Origin of the sequence: Labrys sp. (in: a-proteobacteria), assembly GCF_047605565.1 — a bacterium.
In the GTDB taxonomy this organism is placed as follows: domain Bacteria; phylum Pseudomonadota; class Alphaproteobacteria; order Rhizobiales; family Labraceae; genus Labrys; species Labrys neptuniae.
Genome location: NZ_JASGFM010000004.1, coordinates 46,518 through 66,220, shown reverse-complemented (window position 1 = coordinate 66,220; position 19,703 = coordinate 46,518). Strand labels below are relative to the sequence as shown.

Here is a 19,703-nt window from a genome sequence, read left to right as displayed (position 1 = left end):
CGCCTGGTCCGCAGCATCCGAAAACAGGTGACGTCCGCTTCAGAGAGCGTTAATTCCATTGAACATCATGCCAGCCAATCGTGAATCAAATCATCGTTCGATCGTCATTGTGGGCGCTGGGCTCGCAGGCTTGGCCTGTGCCGCGGTCCTTGCTGCAAAAGGCTTCAGGACCACCCTGGTGGGCCCGCCCGGCAATGTTGGCGACACCCGTACCACCGCTCTGCTCGACGGCAGCATCCAGGCTCTGGCGAAGGCGGGCATTCCGATTGCGGGCCATCCGGAGGCAGCGCCGCTGCGGGTGATGTCCATCGTCGATGCGACACAACGGCTCCTGCGTGCACGCCCTGTCGCCTTCAAGGCGGAGGAGATCGGCTTGGAGGCCTTTGGCTGGAATATCCCCAATGGCGCCCTGACCCAGATCCTTCAGGCCCGCCTGCAGGAGGCCGGTGTCGAACATCTGCCGGTGCGGGTGCTTGCCGCCGAACGCGGCTCGAGCGGCCTCGTTCTCAAGCTGGATGGACGGCCTGATCTGACCGCCGATCTCGCCGTTGCCGCCGACGGGCGCAGCTCCCTCGTCAGGCAGGCGGCCGGGATCGAGACGCGGAGCCATGACTATCCGCAGATGGCACTGGCCCTCAATCTGAAGATCGGCCGCCTGCATCGCGATGTCTCCACGGAGTTCCACACCGAGTCCGGTCCGTTCACATTGGTGCCCCTGCCGGGGCAGCGGGCCAGCCTCGTCTGGGTGGTCTCCCCTGAAAAGGCGGATGAGTTGCGGGCAATGGATGATGCGGCCCTCTCCCGGGCCATCGAAATCCAGAGCCATGCCCTGCTCGGCCATGTCGAGGTCGACGGCCGGCGCTCCTTCTGGCCGATGAGTGCTGTGGTGGCGGTGACCCAGGCGGCCGAGCGGGTCGCGCTGATCGGCGAGGCCGCCCATGTGCTGCCGCCGATCGGGGCGCAAGGCTTCAATCTGACACTGCGCGATATCGCGGCCCTGGCCAAGGCCCTGGAGGCCGCCCGCGATCCCGGCGATGCCGGCGTGACCGAGGCCTATGCCAAGGCAAGGCGGCTCGACATCGGGACGCGCCATTCGGCGGTCGATCTCTTGAACCGGTCCTTGCTCTCAGGGCATTTCCCTCTGCAGGGCCTGCGTGGTCTGGGGCTCTACGCCCTTGAGCGTGTCGGTCCCCTGAGGCGGGTGATGATGCGGCAGGGGCTCGCTCGCGCCGCCGAGCATTGAATTCTTCCCGCTTCTGGTTTCAATGGCCAGCGGGACGAGCACGTCGTGGAAACAGCGGAAGGCATCGTGGCAGGCGGCGCAGACGAAAAGGGGGGAAGACGCCGCACGCGGCGGATCAAATACGCCTTCGAATATAGCGCACTGCGTGCCCTTGCCGGCTTGTTGCATATATTGCCCATCGACTTCAGCTCATGGGTGATGGGGGCGATTTGGCGCCTCGTCGCGCCGCATCTGCGCCGCCATGAACGTGCCCTTCGTCATCTTGCCGCGGCCTACCCCGAAAAATCGCGTGCCGAGATCGAAGCCATCGCACGGGCCATGTGGATGCAACTCGGCCGGACTTTTGCAGAAGCGCTGATCAGCGAGCGCATCATGCGTGCCGGCCGCATCGACGACCGCACCGGCACGCTATTGGATACGCTGAAGATTTCCGGCAAGGGCAGCGTCTTTGTCTCGATGCATACCGGCAATTGGGAATTGGTGATCTATCCAACCCTGGTCCGCGGCATCAAGGCCGCCGGTGTCTATCAACGCATGAAAAACCCCAAGGTCGACGACTATATCATGCTGGCCCGGCGGGACCGCTATGCGCGCGGCCTGTTCGCCAAGGGCAACGACATTGCGCGCAAGCTGATGCGCATCGTACGCGAAGGCGGTTCGGTCGCATTGCTGGCGGATCTGCGCGACCGCCGGGGCGTCGTGGTGCCATTCTTCGGCCGTCCGGCCCCGACCACGCCATTTCCGGCCTTGCTGGCACGCAGCAACGATGCCGTATTGCTTGCTGCGCGTTGCGTACGCACCCGCGGCGTGCATTTCTATATCGAGACGGAGAGGATCGAGGTGCCGCATACCGCCGACCGCGATGCCGACATCGCCGAAGCGACGCGCAGAATTCATGTCCTGTTCGAGCGGTGGATCCGCGAACAGCCCGAACAATGGATGTGGGCACACCGACGCTGGGGATGATGGCCGGCCATGTCATCCCTCTCTTAATGAAATATTGGACGACTTTGACGAGAATACTGCTATCCTGATAACGGGATAGCAGGTCCGCGCAGTTGTGGCGGACTCGGTATCGCCCGGCTTGCAGGCATCACTATTGCAGACTTGCCGAGCACAGATGACGATTGAACGGCGTATGAATAAAGCGCGGGAAGCAAAGTTCTTTATCGGTCAAGTGGTGCGCCACCGCATCTATCCATTCCGCGGCGTCATCTTCGATGTCGATCCGGAGTTCGCCAATACGGAAGAATGGTGGCAGTCCATTCCGGAAGATGTGCGCCCTTCGAAGGATCAGCCCTTCTATCATCTGTTCGCGGAGAATGAGGAGACCGAATATGTCGCCTATGTCTCCGAGCAGAATCTGGTGATCGACGACAGTGGCAGGCCGGTCCGGAATACGCAGATCGAGGAACTCTTCGATCGCGATGACGATGGCGGCTATCGGCTGAAGCCCGGGACGCGGCACTGACAACGTGGCCCGTTGAGCGTTTCGGCGACTTCTGCGATCGGTGCGAGGCAGCCACCTTCCGATATGAAAAGGCCGGCCCGAAGGCCGGCCTCTGTCATTTCATTGCGCGGGGGCTGCCGGCGCCGCGGGAGCTGCCGGCGCAGCCGGTGTCGCAGGAGCGGCACCGCCCTGCTGTTGCTGCTGCTTGCGCTGGGCATCGATCAGGGGCTGGAAAATCGCCTGCAGCTTCTCGCCATAAGCCTTCTGCTTGGCAGCATAGCCAGCCTGGTCGATGCCCTGGGCATCGAGAGCCTTGCCGAGGCCGTCCAGGCCGATCTCCAGAGAAATGGGCTGCCCCTGGAAGGTGATCGCCTGCACCTTCAGCTTCTTGCCTTTCTTGAGGTTTGCCAGATTGGCATCGGTCAAGGGCATGTCGGCGATGCAGCTCGGCCCCGTGCAGATGCGATACTTGGCCGTGTCGATGGTCTGGTCATCGACGAGGACGCGGGCTCCCAGCGGCAGCACCACACCAGCCGGAATGATCACGGTGAGCTTAGGTTTGCCGCCCTTCTCCTGACCGACCTGCGCGGTCATCATCCAAGCGGCCGTCGGCGCCAGAAGGTCGCGCACGGTCTGGCAGGTGTCCTTGCCGTCGGGGGTCTTGGCGCAGATCTTGGTCCAGTCCGGCTGGTCGAATTTGGGCAGTTCGGGCTGCTGGCCAGCAGGCTGGGGCTGTTGCTGGGCCAGCGCCGTACCGGCCGACAGGATCAAGGCTGCCGCGGCGCCAGCGATCAGAGAGTTTCGCATAATCTGGATTCCTGTTCCTGGGCGGTCTTATTGAGCAGGCGCCGGATTGGCGTTGAGCTGCTGGCGCGCCTTCTCGGCGGCGTCCTGCAACTGCTGCTGCAGCTTCTTCTGCTCGTCGACGATCGATTGGGGATCGAGGGGCTTGTTGTCGAGTGCCTTGGCGAAGCCCTCGGTGCCCAGGGGCAGTTGGACGCCCTGGTTGGGGGTCTTGAAGGCGATCGCCAGGGTCTTGGAGGCGCGGAGGGCCTTGAGCTGTGCCTCATCGATCGGAAGTTCGACCAGGCAGCCTTCGGGAGAGCAGACGGCATATTTGCCGGTGGAGAAGGCGGCATTGTCGAGATAGAGGCCGACACCAGGCTGGATCAGGGCGCCGACCGGCAGGACGAGCCGCAGGATCTGCTTCTTGTCGGTGACGTTCTGCATCAGGATGGCCGTCATCATCGTCTGCCCCGTATCGGACCGCAGGTCGCGACGGGTCAGGCAGATTTCCTTCTTGGCCTGATCGGTCTGGCACAGCTTCACCCAATCGGGCTGGGAGCTGGAGATGGCGGGAGTGGTTGCGCCTTCCAGGCCGGGAACCGGCTCAGCGGGGGCTGCAGCTGCCGCGGGAGCGGCCGCTGCAGGCTTCTGCGCCGGCTTGGCTGCAGGTGCCTTCGGCTTCGTGGCGGGTGCGGCCGGCTTGGCGGGCGTATCCTGTGCCAATGCGGGTGTCACCGCAAGGCTGAGCGCCGCAAGAGCTGCAGTCGCAAGGAGGCGGAACGACATCATGCAAAATCCTTGGATCCTAAGTCCGCCGCCGCAACGCGCTGGGCAAGCGCGGGTTGGCAACGCACCGATGGGGCTGAATGTCTCTCATCGCCGACGAAGGCGCCAAGATGACGATTTCGGGAAAGGTCCTTAAACGAAGCGGGCACGGGTTTCCAGCCTCGAAAACGACCTATGGCGACGGTGTCGCAGCTTGTGCATGACAAATTGAAGAAAACGTGACCAGCCTGCCATATCCGGCATTCGAGTTGCGAAAATTGCGGGAGAGCAAACCGTGCCGCCTTCATCGGAAGGCGATTCGCTTGCCCTGGACCTCAGCGGCGCCCACCCTCCCCCGCCAGGGAGGCCTCTTCCTGCTCTTCCTCCGGCCGCGAAGGGGCTTCCTTGTCGGCCGAGCGCCAGACGATCAGACAAAGGATCGCGACCGGCAGGCCGATGGTCGAGGTTGCCGAGAAAAAGACAGGGTAGCCGAAAAGATCGACCATCTTGCCCGACATGCCGGCCAGCAACTTACCTGGCAGCGCATAGAGCGAACTCAGCAGGGCGTACTGGCTGGCGGCAAAGGCCGGAGATGTCAGAGAGGACATGTAGGCCATCAAGGCGGTGCCAGCGAAGCCACCCGCGAAGCTTTCGACGCTCACCGCCAAGGCCAGATAGGTCGAATCCGCCCCTTTGGCCGCCAACAGGGCCATGCTCAAATGTGAAGTGGCCGCAGCGATGCCGCCGAAGAGCAGCGACGGCATCAGGCCGAAGCGCCAGATGCAAAAACCGCCGACGAACGGAGCCGTCAGGCCGATGGCGAAACCGTAAATCTTCGAAATATTGGCGATCTCGGCCTTGGAGAAGCCAAGATCGATATAGAGGGGATTGGACATCACGCCAGCCAGAAAGTCCGGCAGGCGATAGAGTGCGATGAGCAGCATGATCGGCAGGAGGATCCAGCCTCGGCGCAGGAAGAGATCGCTCAACGCTTCCTTGTAGGCGATCAGCCAATCGGGCCAATTGGATGCTCTTTGCGGACTGGCAGGCTTGCCATCGTCGAATACGGAGACGAGCTTGCCCTCGAGTGTTTCCTTTTCAGCGGCAGGTGGGTCCGGCGCGAGCAAGGCGGCCAGGATGCCGACGAGCATCAATGCAGCCATCGCGCCATAGGCCGCCTGCCAGTCGAAATACTCGGCCAGATAAAGGGCGCCCGCCCCGGCGCACAAGATGCCGACGCGATAGCCGAGCTGGGAGACCGCCAGCATGATGCCCTGACGATCACGGGGGATGACATTGATGCGCCAGCCGTCGATCACCACGTCCTGGCTGGCGGCGAAGAATGCCGTGACCGTGGTCCAGAATATCGTCATTCCCAGCGAGCTTGCAGGATTGCTACCGGCGAGGCCGAACAGGCCCAGGATGACGCCCATCTGCGTGATCAGCAGCCAACCGCGCCATCGCCCCATCATCCGTCCCAGCACCGGCGGGTCGAAACGCTCCAGCAGCGGCGCCCAGAGGAACTTGATGCTGTAGAACAGCGTCGCATAGAACATCAGGCCGATGTCGGTGCGTGTGATCCCAACCTCGCGCAGCCTCGCTGATTGCGTCGAGAACACCAGCAGGAAGGGCAAGCCTGAACTGAAGCCGAGCAACAGCATGAAAGCGAGGCGCTTGTCGGCGGCGATGTCGCGCAGGAGCGTGAGGAATTTCTGACCGGGAATCATGTCCGCGATTATGGATCGCCCGGCCGGGCAGGCCAAATGCTTTGATGTGCAAGACCTCTTGCCGGCACGGGCATGTAGGACGGCAGCTGCTCAAGGTGTGGATGGTGCCCGCGGGTGGGACGACCCGGACCGACAAACCGGCTATGGCTTTGCCGTCATCCAGCGTTAGACTCACCTGGATCTGATTCGTGCCCCGTGAATACCTGAGGCCCCATGACGTCAGACATCACGCCCAGGATTGCCCCCGCTCCCCCGACCCTCGACCAGTTGCTGCGCCTCAGCGCCCAGCGCGGCGGCGATACGCTGGCCCTGGTCGATGCCCCGGATCGCCCGCTCTGGGCCGACGGCGCGCCTCGCCGGTTGACCTGGAACCAGGTCGATGCTGCGGTTTCCGCGGTTGCCGGCCGCTTTTTCGAAATGGGATTGCCGAGCGAAGCGCTGGTCTGCATGCAGGGGCTCAATGTCACGGATACGTTGATCGCGCTGCTCGGCTGCATCCGGGCCGGTTTGGTGGCGGTGATCGTTCCGATCGACTTCTCGCCGGCCGAGATCGTTGGCGTCGCGGAGCGCCTGAATGCCAAGGCAATCCTGGCGGCGCGGCGCATGGGCGATGTCCAGCCCCTGCGCTCCCTTCGTCACCTCGTCGACGAGTCCATTGCCGATATTCGCTTCATCGGGGCCTTCGGCGCGGATCTGCCCGGGGGAACGGTCTCGTTCGAGGATTGCATCGGCTACCCGCGTAGCGGCGTGATCACCCGCCTGTCGCGGCGCGAGCGTCCCGAGGAAAGCCTGGCGATCATGACGATCGATCGAGGTCCGGAGGGGGATTTCGCCGTCGCCCGCAATCACCGCGAATGGCATGCAGTCGCAGCGGTCCTGGTCGCCGAACTCGGCCTGTCGCGAACCTCGCGCCTGCTGTGTCCGATGGCGCCATCAGGGCTTGCCGGGCTTGCCGGCGGTCTGGTGTCATGGCTCAGCACGGGATGCCAGCTCGTCTTGCACCAGGCTTTCGATGCGACGGTATTTGCCGTCCAGATCACGATGCATGGTGTCACCCACGCCTTGCTGCCCGATGCGGTGTTGCGCGCCGGCCTCGTCGACGGCTTGTTCGATAGCCGCAAGCTCGAGAAGGTTGCAGGCCTTGCGCGCGCGCCCCATACAGCCGTCGTGCCGGCAGGTGCTCCCTGCCCCATTCCTCATTTCGCCGTGCTCGGTGAGATCGGCATCGTGCCGATGCGCCCGCTGGAGGATGGCGGGTTCGGGCTCGAAGCCCTGATCCCGTCCCCGGAAGACGCTACGTTGCCGCTGGTCGAGGCCGGCATTGAGGAAGGCGGCTATCTCGCCCTGCGTGGCCAGCAGGTGCCGGGGATCGGTTTCGACGTCAGCGAGCGGGAGGTTTCCTATCCCGTCGGGGCGGAGGGCTGGGTATCGACCTCCTACCCCGCTTCAGGAACCGCGGAGCGAAGCGGCGGCCTCCTCGAGATTACGGGCGCACGCTATGGCAGGCCCATGAGCGCACAGGAAGCATCGCTGCTCCATGAGCCTAGCCAGAGCGTCGATACTTCGAAGGCCAACCAGCCGCTTGCGGGCGCGGCCTGACGTCGGGGCAAAAACGGAGGGCGATCTCGCTCCACTTCTCGATGGAGTTGGAGAGAGCGCCCCTTCCTACCAAACCCGCCCGCGCGCTGCGACAGGCTCGGGACCGACAAGGGTCTCGCCGCGGCAGAGGACCACGAAGTCCAGCATATTGGCGACGACGCAGGCGTGATTGGGCACGATGCGCACGCGGTCGCCCACGGACAGATTGATCGGCTGTTCGGTGACCAGCCTGCCATGCTCTTCCGAGAGCTGGTCGATCGCGATATCCGGACGACCGAGGACATGGCCATGACCCGTCAGGCCGAGCAGGTCTGAGGTCAGAACCTTCGAGCCGGCATCGATGATGGCCCTGTGTGTATCGGGTACCGATACGACGGTGGCAACGACGTTGAGGGCGCAGTCATCGAAACCGCAGACGCCGCGGGTGACGAGGGAACGGTCATTATAGACATAGGTGCCGGGCCGGTATTCGGTGACGATGGACGCCTCATGCGCCCGCCACATATCCGGCGATCCGCCACTCGTGATCGTTTCGACAGGAATTCCAAAGACTTCGATCAGGGATTTCGCTCTTTGCATGAAATCCTGCACCGCTTCGGTTCCACCGACCGGTGGGTAGGTCATCAGTCCGCCGAAGGCGAGTTCGGATGATGCCGCGATGCGGTTTGCCAGTTCCGCAGCCGCCTCGGGCGTGGGAACGCCGCAGCGCCGGGCGCCGGTATCGCACTCGACCAGCACGGTCAGCTTGCGCCCCGTTCCCTTCATGGCCGCCGCCAATTCGTCGACGACAGCAGCGCTGTCGGCGACGACGCTGAGACGGATGCGTTCGGAGAGTGCCCGCAGGCGTTCACGCTTGGCCTCGCCCACCAGGTTATAGGTGATCAGGACATCGTCGAGCCCGGTGCCATCGGTCATGGCGTCGGCCTCCGACAGCTTCTGGCAGGTGATGCCGACCGCCCCTTGCTCGACCTGGAAGCGAGCCAGGCGCGGCAGCTTATGCGTCTTGATATGCGGCCGCAGCTTGAGGCCGTGTTCGTCGCAATAGGCCTGGAGCCGCACGACATTGCGTTCGGCAATGTCGAGGTCGACCTGGACGAAGGGGGTTTCGACGGAAGAGAGGGAGGGCATTGCCATCGTTGTGTCCGATCAGGCGGCTTTCTTCGTCTCGGCGATGCGAGCGAGATTCTTGAGAATGACGGCCGTACCCTTGAGCCGGTCGTCGGGCTTGTCGAAATCGCGCTGGAACAGGATGCGCATGTCGGGGCGGACCTTGGCGAAGGAGCCCTGCTCGGCGATGTAGCGCACCAGCCCGTCCGGATTGGCGAAGGCGTTGTCGCGGAAGGAAACCACGACGCCTTTCGGGCCGGCATCGACCTTCTCGACATTGGCGCGCCGGCACAGGGCCTTGATCGACATCAGCTTGAGAAGCTGGTCGACCTCGGCCGGCCGCTCGCCGAAGCGATCGGTGAGCTCGGCGCCGAAAGCGTCGATCTCGGCATCGGTATCCAGGGAAGACAGGCGGCGATAGAGGCTGAGGCGCAATGTCAGGTCCGGCACATAGTCCTCCGGGATCATCACCGGCGTGCCGATGGTGATCTGCGGCGACCACTGTTCCTCGACCTCGGTCTCGACGCCGCCTTCCTTGAGGGCCGCGACGGCCTCTTCCAGCATCTGCTGGTAGAGCTCGTAGCCGACTTCCTTGATATGGCCGGACTGCTCGTCGCCGAGCAGGTTGCCGGCGCCGCGGATGTCGAGATCGTGCGAGGCGAGCTGGAAGCCGGCGCCGAGGGTATCCAGGGACTGCAGCACCTTGAGCCGGCGCTCGGCCCCAGGGGTGATAGTGCGGTTGGCCGGCAGGGTGAACAGGGCATAGGCCCGGGTCTTGGAACGCCCGACACGGCCGCGTAGCTGGTAGAGCTGGGCGAGGCCGAACATGTCGGCGCGCCAGACGATCAGCGTGTTGGCCGTGGGAATGTCGAGGCCGGATTCGACGATCGTGGTCGAGAGCAGGATATCGTATTTGCCCTCGTAGAACGCTGTCATCACGTCTTCGAGCTGGCCGGCCGCCATCTGGCCATGGCCGATGGCGACCTTGGCCTCGGGGGCGTATTCGTCGAGGAAGGCCTTGGCATCGGCAATGTCCTCGATGCGCGGCACCACGAAGAAACTCTGGCCGCCGCGATAGCGTTCGCGCATCAGCGCCTCGCGCAGCACCACCGGATCGAAGGGCGTCACGAAGGTGCGCACAGCCAGGCGATCGACGGGCGGGGTGGCAATGATCGACAATTCGCGCACGCCGGTGAGGGCGAGCTGCAGGGTGCGCGGGATCGGTGTCGCCGACAGCGTCAGCACATGCACCTCGGCGCGCAACTGCTTGAGGCGTTCCTTGTGGCCCACGCCGAAATGCTGCTCTTCGTCGATGATGAGCAGGCCGAGATCGCGGAAAGCGATGGTCTTGGCCAGCAGGGCATGGGTGCCGACCACGATGTCGACATCGCCCGACGCCAGGCCCGCTCTGGTCTTGCGGGCCTCTTCGGCCGGCACGAAGCGCGAGAGCTGGGCGACCTTGACAGGCAGCCCCTTGAAGCGGTCGGCAAAGGTCTTGGCGTGCTGGCGAGCGAGCAGCGTGGTAGGCACCACCACGGCGACCTGCCTGCCCGTCAGCGCGCAGGCAAAGGCGGCGCGCAGGGCCACTTCCGTCTTGCCGAAGCCGACATCGCCGCAGACCAGGCGATCCATGGGCCGGCCGGAGGCGAGATCCTCGAGCACCGAGTCGATGGCGAATTGCTGGTCTTCGGTCTCGCTATAGGGGAAGCGCGCGGCGAATTCGTCGTAGAGGCCCTGGGCGGGGATCAGCTTCGGCGCCTCCCGCAGTGCACGTGCCGCAGCGATCTTGATCAGCTCACCCGCCATTTCGCGGATGCGCTTCTTCATGCGCGCCTTGCGTTCCTGCCAACCACGGCCGCCGAGCTTGTCGAGCTGCGCTTCGGCGTCTTCCGAGCCGTAGCGCGACAGCAACTCCAGATTTTCCACCGGTAGGAACAGCTTGTCGCCGCCCGCATAGTGGATTTCGAGGCAGTCGTGCGGGGCGCCCACGGCGGTCACTGTCTGCAGGCCGACGAAGCGCCCGATGCCGTGCTCGACATGCACGACGATGTCGCCGGGCGAGAGCGTGCCGATCTCGGTCAGGAAGTTCTGGGCGCGCTTGCGCTTGGCCGTGCGGCGCACCAGGCGATCTCCGAGAACGTCCTGCTCGGAGATGATGGCGAGGTCTGATGTCTCGAAGCCCGTCTCGAGCGGCAGCACGCCGAGGGCGATCTCGCTTTTCGGCAAGGCCAGGGCACGGGCGAAATCGGGAACCGGCTTGGCCTGGGTGAGGCCGTGATCGGCGAGCACGGCACCGAGCCTTTCGCGCGAGCCGTCGGTCCAGCCCGCCACGATGACCCGCTGGCCATCGGCCTGCAGGGTGCGGATGTGGCGGACGACGGCGTCGAAGACGTTGGCGTCTTCCGCTGCGCGTTCCGCCGCGAAGTTATGGCCCTGCCGGCCGCCGCAGTCGACGATTTCACGACCGGGCGCAGGAGGCGATGCGAAGGGCGTCAGACGTGCCAGGGACGCCTCGTCGAGCCGGCGGCGCCATTCCTCGGGCGCGATGTAGAGGCGATCCGGCGGCAGCGGCTTGTAGGGCACGCTCTCGCCGGGTTTGCCCAGCACGTCGCGGCGGGCGTCGTAATAGTCCTTGATCTGCGCCAGCCTTTCGCCGGCGGCATCCTCGGCCAGCGCATCGAGCGCGACGGGAACTTCGGGCAGGTAGTCGAACAGCGTGTCGAGCTTGTTGTGGAACAGCGGCAGCCAGTGTTCGAGGCCGACATAGCGTCGGCCTTCCGAGATGGCTTCATAAAGCGGGTCGCCACGGGTCTGGGCGCCGAATTCGGCGAGATAGGCCTGGCGGAAGCGCTTGATCGTCTCGGTGGTGAGCTGGACTTCGCTCATCGGCACGAGGTCGAGCATGCGCAACTGGGTCTGGGAGCGCTGGGTCTCGACGTCGAAGCTGCGGATGGATTCGAGCGTGTCGCCGAAGAAGTCGAGACGCACCGGAATGGCAAGGCCCGGCGGATAGAGATCGAGGATGCCGCCGCGCACCGCATATTCGCCGGTCTCGCGCACCGTGGAGGAGCGCAGATAGCCATTATGTTCCAGCCAGGCCGACAGCCGGTCCATGTTGACGGCATTGCCGGGCGCCGCCGAGAGCGATTGGGCGGCGATGAGGTCGCGGGACGGCACGCGCTGCAGCACGGCATTGACGGTGGTAAGCACGATACGGGGCTTGTCCCCGCCCCTGGTGGTCGCCAGCCGCGACAGTGCCGTCATGCGCCGCGCCACGACGGTGGCATTCGGGGAAACCCTGTCATAGGGCTGGCAGTCCCAGGCGGGAAAGTTGATGACGTCGATATCGGGCGCGTAGAACTGGAGGGCCGCTTCCAGTGTGGCGGAGCGCGTGCCGTCGCGCGCGACGTGTAGAAGGGCCGCCGGCCGCTCTCGGGCCTGCGCCACCAGCTTGCGCGCCAAATCGGCGAGCACGAGGCCATCCTGGCCATCGGCGCAATTGGAGAAAACGAGTTGTCCGCCGGGGCGATTCAGGACTTCGGCGAGTCGATCGGCGGCTTTCATGCAAACATCGGCTTCATGGTGAAATGGTAATCGCGCAGTCGCCGGAACACGGGCGTATCGAATTCGCCCGGTACCGGCTCTTCGTTCCTGATCCAGGCGTAGAGTTCATGATCGGGGGCATCGATGAGCGACTCGAAGTCGGCGACTTCTTCCTCGGACAGCTCGACGATGACGGCATCGCAGAAACTGCCCATGATGAGGTCCATCTCGCGAAAACCGCGATGCCAGGCCCGGTAGACGATCCGTCTGCGACGCGGGTCAAGTTCCTCAGAAGTGCGTATCGTTCCGGACATGTTCTCGATCCTGTTGGCTCGCTGTATAGAGAGTAAGAGGCCTTGTGGAAACCATGGAAGATCGAAATATCATCCGTGCGGTCAAATTCCCTGGGCGCGGGCTGCGGGGTGACGGGGGGGCCGTGATGCCGATCGGATTGAAACGCGCTTATGATCCACCCGCTTCCTCTGATGGCCTGCGCATCCTGGTCGATCGCCTATGGCCTCGGGGCCTGTCCAAGCCGGAGGCGCATATCGACATCTGGGCCAAGGATGTCGCCCCCAGCCCTGCCCTGCGGCAATGGTTCGGCCACGACCCGGCGAAATGGCAGGAATTTCAGGCCCGCTACGAAAGTGAACTCGCGCACAACAACGAGGCTGTCGTCGCGCTCCGCCGCCTGATCGGTGACAAGGTCGCCACCCTGATCTATGCCGCCAGGGATGCCGAACACACCCATGCGCTGGTAATCAGAGGAATACTGGAGCGCATGCGGGTCTAAGTACGACAATCCGCTTTGTTTTTCTTGCCTTGCCTCGCAATACCCCCTTCTCCCCTTGCGGGAGAAGGTCCCGGCAGGGGGATGAGGGGGAAATGCAGAGCGCCCAAGCAAACCAAAACACTAGATTGCACGGTGCCGCCACCTGTTCTCTTTCGAGGCAATGCGACCGGTTTCCTTCCTCTGAAACTTGCCTCTTGCCGCCTGCCCGGTCAAAAGAGCCGGTGAGGCTTTCATGCGTCCGGCGATTCTGACCCCCCTGTTCGCTTCCGTCTCATCCCTGCCAGGGATCGGGCCGAAGCTGGTGAAGCTGCTCACCCGCCTCCTCGGAGGCGCGGAGCCGGTTGGAGCGCGGGTCGTCGATGCCCTGTTCCACCTGCCGGCCAATGTGCTCGATCGCCGCCGCCGCCCCAAATTGGCGGATGCGCCGATCGGCGAATTGGTAATGGTCGAAGTCGTGGTGGAACGCCACCGGGCCAGCGGCGGCAAAGGCCCCTATCGCGTTTATGTCCATGACGATACGGGGGACCTGACCCTCGTCTTCTTTGCAGCACAGACGAGTTGGATCGAGCATGCCCTGCCCGTCGGCGAGCGGCGATGGCTGAGCGGCAAGATCGAGCTGTTCGACGGTATGCGCCAGATGGTGCATCCCGATCGGATCGTCGATGAGGAAGGGCTTAAATCACTGCCTTTGGTCGAGCCAGTCTATCCGCTGACGGAGGGGCTCTATCCGCGCCAGATCCAGAAGGCAGCTCAGGAGGCTTTGGCGCGCACCCCCGAACTCGCCGAATGGCAGGACCCGGCCTGGCTCAAGGCCCAGCGCTGGCCGGGGTTCCGCGAGGCCTTGGCCGCACTGCATTCGCCGGAGACGCCCCAGATTGTGGCGCCGGACTCAGCGCCCAGGCTGCGACTTGCCTATGACGAACTCTTGGCCTCTCAGCTCGCCCTCGCCATGGTGCGCGCCCATAACAAGGCTCTGCCTGGACTGTCCGTCGCCGGAACGGGGAGCATCTCGGCCCGGATCGAGGCCGCCCTGCCCTTCAAGCTCACGGCGAGCCAGGTCACGGCGTTGGCCGACATTCGTGCCGATATGGCGGCTCCGACGCGCATGCTGCGGCTGCTGCAGGGCGATGTCGGCTCGGGCAAGACGGTGGTGGCGCTGCTCGCGATGGCCACCATGGTGGAAGGCGGCCGGCAGGCCGCGCTGATGGCGCCGACCGAGATCCTCGCCCGCCAGCACCTGACCACCATCCAGCCCCTTGCCGAGGCCGCCGGTCTGCGCGTCGGCCTGATCACGGGGCGCGACAAGGCGCGCGAACGTACGCGCATGCAGGCCGCGCTGAAGGATGGCAGCATCGACATCGTGGTCGGCACCCATGCCCTGTTCCAGGAAGATGTCGAGTTTCGCGATCTCGGGCTTGCCATCGTCGACGAGCAGCATCGCTTCGGCGTGCATCAGCGCCTGGCTTTGAGCCGCAAGAATGCCGGCATCGACGTTCTGGTGATGACGGCCACGCCAATTCCGCGCAGCCTGGTGCTGACCTATTTCGGCGACATGGACTCCTCCCAGCTCCGCGAAAAGCCGGCCGGGCGCAAGCCGGTCGACACGCGCCTGATCTCGCTGGAACGGCTCGACGAGGTGGTGAACGGGTTGGGGCGCCTGCTGCAGACCGGCGCACGGGCCTATTGGGTCTGTCCCCTCATCGCTGAATCCGAGACCCTCGATGTCGCAGCCGCCGAGGATCGCTATGCCCACCTCGTCTCCCTCTTCGGCGACAAGGTCGGCCTGCTGCATGGCCAGATGAAAGGTGCGGCCAAGGACGAGGTGATGGCCCGGTTCGTGGCGGGCGATCTGCGTGTCCTGGTTTCGACCACCGTGATCGAAGTTGGTGTCAATGTGCCGGAGGCGACGGTGATGGTGGTGGAGCATGCCGAGCGCTTCGGCCTCGCCCAGCTCCATCAGCTCCGCGGGCGCATCGGGCGCGGTTCGGACAAGTCGACCTGCCTCCTGCTCTACAAGGGCCCGCTTGGGGAAATTTCCCGCAAACGGCTCGAGATCATGCGCGAGACAGAGGATGGCTTCCGCATTGCCGAGGAGGATCTGAAATTGCGCGGCGAAGGCGACGTGCTCGGCACGCGCCAGTCCGGCATGCCGGGCTTCCGGGTGGCCGATCTCGACAGCCATCGCCATCTGCTTGCCCCCGCCAATGACGATGCCAGGCTGGTGCTGGCCCGCGATCCGGAACTCGTCTCCCCTCGCGGCGTTGCTCTGCGGACCCTGCTCTATCTGTTCGAGCGCGATGAAGCCGTGCGCCTGCTGCGATCAGGATAGCGCAAGGGAAACTGGCGTGTATTCTACGGGTCATGCCAGCCTCTGCCCGGGGAATATCGCAATGACATCAGATGCCCATCCGGCCAACTTCGCCGAAGCCCAGGCCAGGACCCGGGCGAGCTATGACGAGATACCCTATGTTTCCCATGCCTTCCCGCAGACCCATCCGGCAAGGCTCGCCGCCACGGCCAGGCTGTTCGGTCTCGAAATGCCGCCGCTCGGCAAGATGCGCGTGCTCGAGATCGGCTGCGCCAGCGGCGGCAATCTCATTCCCCTGGCTGCCGCCTATCCCGAGGGGCGTTTTCTCGGGCTCGACCTCTCCGGCATCCAGATCGCCGACGGCCGCAAGCGGATCGAGGCGATCGGCCTGACCAACATCGAATTGCGCCAGCAGGACATCACCTTTTTCGACAATCCCGGCCACCGCTTCGATTTCATCCTCTGTCATGGCGTCTATTCCTGGGTGCCCGAACCCGTGCGTCATGCCATCCTCGACATCTGTTCGAAATATCTCGAATTCCAGGGCATCGCCTATGTCAGCTTCAACGTATTGCCGGGCTGGCGACCCAAGCAGATCCTGCGCGATGCCCTGATGGCGCATGTCGGCAAGGCCAGCAATCAGCGCGAGCGCATTTCCAAGGCGCGAGAGTTCATGGGGTTCCTGGCCGAACATGCCCCGCCCGGACCCTATGGGGCTGCGGTCAAGGAAGGCGTTGCCCAGTTGCAAAAGGTTTCTGACGATTATCTGGCCCATGAGTTCCTGGAACTCGAGAATGCGCCGTGCTCGTTCCACGACTTCATGTATGCGGCCGGACGGCATCAGCTTGCTTATCTCGGCGAGAGCGATGTTCACATGATGGTCCCGGAAAACTTCGGCGGCGAAGCGGCGAAGGCCTTGAGAATGCTGGGCGGCAACACCCTGCTCGAGACCGAGAACTACATCGACGTCCTGACAGGGCGCACCTTCCGCCAGACACTATTGATCCCGCCGGCCCGGGCCGCGGCGACAAAACGCAATATCGATGCGGAGCGGATCGAGGATCTGCATCTCATTGCCGATATCGCGCAGGTTCCCTCAAGCGAGCCTGACATGCCCTACTGCTTCGAAAATCGCATCGGCCGGCAGATCCGCACGCGGGTGGAAGTCGTGCGCAAAGCCTATCAGTTGATTGCCGCGAGACGTCCGGCAACCTCGAACTATCGGCAGCTGGTTGCCGATATCGAGGCGACCGACCAGAAAAAGCTCACGCCGCAGGAAAAAAGCGAGATTCGCGGCGCCCTTCTCCAGGGGGTTCTTTCAGGGCTGACGATTGCTTCGACCGAGGCAGTGGCAGTCGGTGCGGCTGAAGTCGATCGTCCCAGGGCGACCATGCTCGCGCGCAGGGATGCCGCCAGCGGCCGTACGCGCACGGTGAACCGACGCCACGAGAATTTCGATCTCGGCGTGGTGGCGCAGCATGTCGTGCCGGTGATGGACGGCTCTCTGACCCGCGGGCAGTTGCTCGATCACCTCAAGGCAAAGGCGGCCGAGGATACTCTCCATTTCCAACGCAACGGCCAGCGTGTCCGCGATGAGGCCGATATCGCAGCCTGCGCCCAGGAACACCTTACGGCCATGCTCGACACGGCCTGGAACAATGCCCTGATCGAGCCCTGAAGCAAGGGTAACAGCAAGCTCAGCTTGGCCTTAATTCTTCTGAGACGGTCAACGTCTCGGGCTGGATCAGGCCGGCTGAGATCACCAGCTTGGTGGCCTGCTCGACGCTGATGGGCAATTCGATCACCTTGGCCTTCGGCAGCAGGAAGAAGAATCCTGTCGTCGGGTTGGGGGCGCAGGGCATGAACACCGAAACCCAGGCTTCGCCATTGCCGCCGGGTAGCCTCTCCTCCACCACCGGGCTCGGTTCGGCGGAAATGAAGACGATCGACCAGGCCCCCTGGGGGAACTCGACCAGCCCCACTTTCCGGAACGAGGTTCCGGATTGCGAGAAGATCGTCGAGAACACTTGCTTGAGAGCCTTGTAGATGCCACGCACCACCGGCGTGCGGTCGAGCAGCTTCTCGCCGAGGCGCACCAGGGTACGGCCCACCAGATTGGCGGTGAAGAAGCCGATCAGGGTAAGGCCGATGATCGCCACGACCAGGCCGAAGCCCGGGATCTGAAAAGGGAGGTAGGTCTCAGGCAGGTAACGCTCGGGAATGAACGGCTTGACCCAGCCGTCGACCCACTGAATGAAGGTCCAGATCAGGTATAGCGTGATCGCGACCGGCCCGGTGACCACCAGGCCGGTGAGAAAGTAGCTGTGCAAACCGCCAAACCTGCTGACCCGTTGAGGCGGACCGGAAGGTGTCACCGTGTGGGGAGGCGTATCTCGTACCATGTCACGCTTCTAGCACGCCCTTGTCACCGCCTGTCGATGCAAATTTGTGCAACCGGTCCAATCGGGCGGCGCCCACGAGTATTCCTACTCGACGGTGACGCTCTTGGCCAGATTACGCGGCTGGTCGACGTCGGTGCCGATGATCACAGCAGTGTGATAGGCGAGAAGTTGAATCGGAATGGAGTAGACCAGCGGCGTCAGGATCGTGGGCATCGATGGCAGGATGATCGTCTTCAGCGTCGTCATCGCGGCCGCCGCCGCCCCCGCCTCATCGGTCATCAGAATGATGCGGCCGCCGCGCGCGGCGACTTCCTGCATATTCGAGACGGTCTTTTCGAAGATCGTGTCGAAGGGCGCGATCACCACTACCGGCATGGTCTCGTCGATCAGGGCAATCGGGCCATGCTTGAGTTCGCCCGCTGCATAACCTTCCGCGTGTATGTAGCTGATTTCCTTGAGCTTCAGCGCGCCTTCCAAGGAGAGAGGAAAGCTGGTGCCGCGGCCGAGATAGAGGACGTCCTTGGCCTTGGCGAGGTCCCTGGAAAACGTCTCGATCTCGTGTTCGAGCCGGAGCGCCTCGGCCATCAGGCGCGGCGCCTCGATCAAAGCGTGCACGAGTTCGCTTTCTTCCTCTGCCGACAGCACACCGCGTGCCTTACCGGCACCGATCGCGAGTCCCGCCAGGGCTGCGAGCTGGCAGGTGAAGGCCTTGGTCGAAGCGACCCCGATCTCCGGGCCGGCCAAAGTGCGCACCATCACCGAGGCCTCGCGCGCGATGGTCGAGGTTGGCACGTTGACGATGGCGAGCGTGTGCTGGCCCTGTTCTTTGCAGTAGCGCAAGGCCGCGAGCGTATCGGCCGTCTCGCCAGATTGAGACACGAAGATCGATAGGCCGCCCTTGTCGAGGGGCGCTTCGCGGTAGCGGAACTCGGAGGCTATATCGACTTCGACCGGCAGACGGGCGTAACGCTCGAACCAGTATTTGGCGATCATGCCGGCGAAAGATGCCGTACCGCAGGCCGATATGGTGACGCGGCTGAGCGCCGCCCAATCGAAAGGCAGATTCTCAGGCAGTCGGATCGTCTCGCCGACCATGTCGATGAAGGAGGCCAGCGTATGGGAAACCACTTCCGGCTGTTCATGGATTTCCTTGGCCATGAAATGCCGGTGGTTGCCCTTGTCGACGATAGTGGCCGAGGCCTGCGATTTCTGGATCGGGCGGTGAACGCGCTTGAAGGAGGCATCGAAGATGGTCGCCGAGCCACGCGTCAAGGCAACGCTGTCGCCGTCTTCGAGATAGGCGATGGTGTTGGTGAAGGGAGCCAGCGCAATGGCATCCGAGCCGAGGAACATCTCGCCCTCGCCATAACCGATCGCCAGCGGAGAGCCCAGGCGCGCGCCGATGAGGAGGTCGTCCTGGCCGGCAAAGAGAAAGCCCAGCGAGAACGCGCCGCGCAGGCGCCTGAGGCTGGCATGCACTGCCTCGATCGGCGGCAGGCCACGATCGAGCTCGCGATTGACGAGATGGGCCACCACCTCCGTATCGGTCTCGCTCCGGAAGCGGGCGCCCTCGGCGCTCAGTTCCTCGCGCAGCTCACGGAAATTCTCGATGATGCCGTTGTGGACCACCGCGACCCGGGCCGTGGCGTGCGGGTGCGCGTTCTCTTCGGTCGGCCTGCCATGGGTTGCCCACCGCGTATGCCCGATACCGATCATGCCGGCGAGCGGATCGCGATCAAGCTTGCCTTCGAGATTGCGCAGCTTGCCTTCGGCGCGACGGCGCGTAATGGCTCCGTCTTCCAGCGTGGCGATACCGGCAGAGTCGTAGCCGCGATATTCCAAGCGCCGCAGGGCGTCCACCAAGGGTAGCGCAACCGCTTCCCTACCCAGAATACCGACAATGCCGCACATACGCCCTACCCTTCATCGATTCGAGACGAACTCTAGACGGGAGGGATTTAGGGCTTCGTGAATGCGCTG

General features: G+C 63.9%; 15 protein-coding genes. 7 read left to right on the top strand and 8 right to left on the bottom strand.

The features are described from left to right. Positions 1-67: 67 nt before the first annotated feature. The 3 genes from QM672_RS05760 (at position 68) to hspQ (ending at position 2,714) form a co-directional block, all read left to right on the top strand. Positions 68-1,243 carry a UbiH/UbiF family hydroxylase gene (locus tag QM672_RS05760; protein WP_415081205.1) on the top strand — a complete coding sequence of 392 codons (1,176 nt, stop codon included), beginning with the start codon at positions 68-70 and terminating at the stop codon, positions 1,241-1,243. 45 nt (positions 1,244-1,288) lie between these two features. Next, positions 1,289-2,209, top strand: coding sequence for a lysophospholipid acyltransferase family protein (locus QM672_RS05755; RefSeq protein ID WP_415081203.1), 921 nt, complete (start codon positions 1,289-1,291; stop codon positions 2,207-2,209). Between the two features lie 172 nt (positions 2,210-2,381). Further along, entirely contained in the window at positions 2,382-2,714 is a 333-nt protein-coding gene (hspQ, locus tag QM672_RS05750) for a heat shock protein HspQ (protein WP_068284888.1), read from the top strand. Positions 2,715-2,813: 99 nt separating this feature from the next. Here the strand turns inward: hspQ and QM672_RS05745 are convergent, their stop codons facing one another. The 3 genes from QM672_RS05745 to QM672_RS05735 all read right to left on the bottom strand — a co-directional run bounded on the left by QM672_RS05745 (position 2,814) and on the right by QM672_RS05735 (position 5,971). Next, a complete protein-coding gene (locus QM672_RS05745; protein WP_311936128.1) occupies positions 2,814-3,500 on the bottom strand; it encodes an invasion associated locus B family protein in 687 nt (228 codons plus the stop codon). A gap of 27 nt (positions 3,501-3,527) precedes the next feature. Continuing rightward, on the bottom strand, positions 3,528-4,268 hold the full coding sequence (locus QM672_RS05740; RefSeq protein ID WP_394308915.1) for an invasion associated locus B family protein: 741 nt from the start codon (positions 4,266-4,268) through the stop codon (positions 3,528-3,530). Between the two features lie 311 nt (positions 4,269-4,579). Next, positions 4,580-5,971, bottom strand: a complete 1,392-nt coding sequence (locus QM672_RS05735) for an AmpG family muropeptide MFS transporter (RefSeq protein ID WP_415081200.1) — start codon at positions 5,969-5,971, stop codon at positions 4,580-4,582. 213 nt (positions 5,972-6,184) lie between these two features. Between QM672_RS05735 and QM672_RS05730 the strand changes: the two genes are divergently transcribed. Next, entirely contained in the window at positions 6,185-7,570 is a 1,386-nt protein-coding gene (locus tag QM672_RS05730) for an AMP-binding protein (protein ID WP_415081198.1), read from the top strand. Between the two features lie 66 nt (positions 7,571-7,636). On the opposite strand, the gene QM672_RS05725 is transcribed toward QM672_RS05730, so the two are convergent. From QM672_RS05725 to QM672_RS05715, 3 genes are read right to left on the bottom strand one after another with little or no spacing between them, the layout of a single operon-like run. Beyond that, a complete protein-coding gene (locus QM672_RS05725) occupies positions 7,637-8,698 on the bottom strand; it encodes a D-TA family PLP-dependent enzyme (protein WP_415081414.1) in 1,062 nt (353 codons plus the stop codon). Positions 8,699-8,716: 18 nt separating this feature from the next. Then, positions 8,717-12,241 (bottom strand): transcription-repair coupling factor, encoded by a 3,525-nt coding sequence (mfd, locus tag QM672_RS05720; RefSeq protein ID WP_415081196.1) that lies wholly within the window; start codon positions 12,239-12,241, stop codon positions 8,717-8,719. Next, positions 12,238-12,534, bottom strand: coding sequence for a succinate dehydrogenase assembly factor 2 (locus QM672_RS05715; protein WP_311936142.1), 297 nt, complete (start codon positions 12,532-12,534; stop codon positions 12,238-12,240). The genes mfd and QM672_RS05715 overlap by 4 nt, the downstream gene beginning before the upstream one ends. Before the next feature lie 125 nt (positions 12,535-12,659). On the opposite strand from QM672_RS05715, the gene QM672_RS05710 reads away from it, so the two are divergent. The 3 genes from QM672_RS05710 to QM672_RS05700 all read left to right on the top strand — a co-directional run bounded on the left by QM672_RS05710 (position 12,660) and on the right by QM672_RS05700 (position 16,999). Further along, positions 12,660-13,013: a DUF488 domain-containing protein gene (locus QM672_RS05710; protein ID WP_311936144.1), complete on the top strand. Its 354-nt coding sequence runs from the start codon at positions 12,660-12,662 to the stop codon at positions 13,011-13,013. A gap of 232 nt (positions 13,014-13,245) precedes the next feature. Further along, positions 13,246-15,342, top strand: a complete 2,097-nt coding sequence (gene recG, locus QM672_RS05705; protein WP_311936146.1) for an ATP-dependent DNA helicase RecG — start codon at positions 13,246-13,248, stop codon at positions 15,340-15,342. A gap of 61 nt (positions 15,343-15,403) precedes the next feature. Continuing rightward, entirely contained in the window at positions 15,404-16,999 is a 1,596-nt protein-coding gene (locus QM672_RS05700; RefSeq protein ID WP_415081193.1) for a methyltransferase regulatory domain-containing protein, read from the top strand. Between the two features lie 19 nt (positions 17,000-17,018). Here the strand turns inward: QM672_RS05700 and QM672_RS05695 are convergent, their stop codons facing one another. After that, positions 17,019-17,651 carry a DUF502 domain-containing protein gene (locus QM672_RS05695; RefSeq protein ID WP_311936150.1) on the bottom strand — a complete coding sequence of 211 codons (633 nt, stop codon included), beginning with the start codon at positions 17,649-17,651 and terminating at the stop codon, positions 17,019-17,021. Positions 17,652-17,807: 156 nt separating this feature from the next. Next, positions 17,808-19,634, bottom strand: coding sequence for a glutamine--fructose-6-phosphate transaminase (isomerizing) (gene glmS, locus QM672_RS05690; protein ID WP_311936151.1), 1,827 nt, complete (start codon positions 19,632-19,634; stop codon positions 17,808-17,810). Between the last annotated feature and the right edge of the window lie 69 nt (positions 19,635-19,703).

Excerpts from the sequence above, each read along its gene's own strand:
- QM672_RS05760 (WP_415081205.1), top strand. The coding sequence starts at position 68 with ATGCCAGCCAATCGTGAATCAAATCATCGTTCGATCGTCATTGTGGGC.
- hspQ (WP_068284888.1), top strand. The coding sequence starts at position 2,382 with ATGAATAAAGCGCGGGAAGCAAAGTTCTTTATCGGTCAAGTGGTGCGC.
- QM672_RS05745 (WP_311936128.1), bottom strand. The coding sequence starts at position 3,500 with ATGCGAAACTCTCTGATCGCTGGCGCCGCGGCAGCCTTGATCCTGTCG.
- QM672_RS05740 (WP_394308915.1), bottom strand. The coding sequence starts at position 4,268 with ATGATGTCGTTCCGCCTCCTTGCGACTGCAGCTCTTGCGGCGCTCAGC.
- QM672_RS05735 (WP_415081200.1), bottom strand. The coding sequence starts at position 5,971 with ATGATTCCCGGTCAGAAATTCCTCACGCTCCTGCGCGACATCGCCGCC.
- QM672_RS05730 (WP_415081198.1), top strand. The coding sequence starts at position 6,185 with ATGACGTCAGACATCACGCCCAGGATTGCCCCCGCTCCCCCGACCCTC.
- QM672_RS05725 (WP_415081414.1), bottom strand. The coding sequence starts at position 8,698 with ATGCCCTCCCTCTCTTCCGTCGAAACCCCCTTCGTCCAGGTCGACCTC.
- mfd (WP_415081196.1), bottom strand. The coding sequence starts at position 12,241 with ATGAAAGCCGCCGATCGACTCGCCGAAGTCCTGAATCGCCCCGGCGGA.
- QM672_RS05715 (WP_311936142.1), bottom strand. The coding sequence starts at position 12,534 with ATGTCCGGAACGATACGCACTTCTGAGGAACTTGACCCGCGTCGCAGA.
- QM672_RS05710 (WP_311936144.1), top strand. The coding sequence starts at position 12,660 with ATGCCGATCGGATTGAAACGCGCTTATGATCCACCCGCTTCCTCTGAT.
- recG (WP_311936146.1), top strand. The coding sequence starts at position 13,246 with ATGCGTCCGGCGATTCTGACCCCCCTGTTCGCTTCCGTCTCATCCCTG.
- QM672_RS05700 (WP_415081193.1), top strand. The coding sequence starts at position 15,404 with ATGACATCAGATGCCCATCCGGCCAACTTCGCCGAAGCCCAGGCCAGG.
- glmS (WP_311936151.1), bottom strand. The coding sequence starts at position 19,634 with ATGTGCGGCATTGTCGGTATTCTGGGTAGGGAAGCGGTTGCGCTACCC.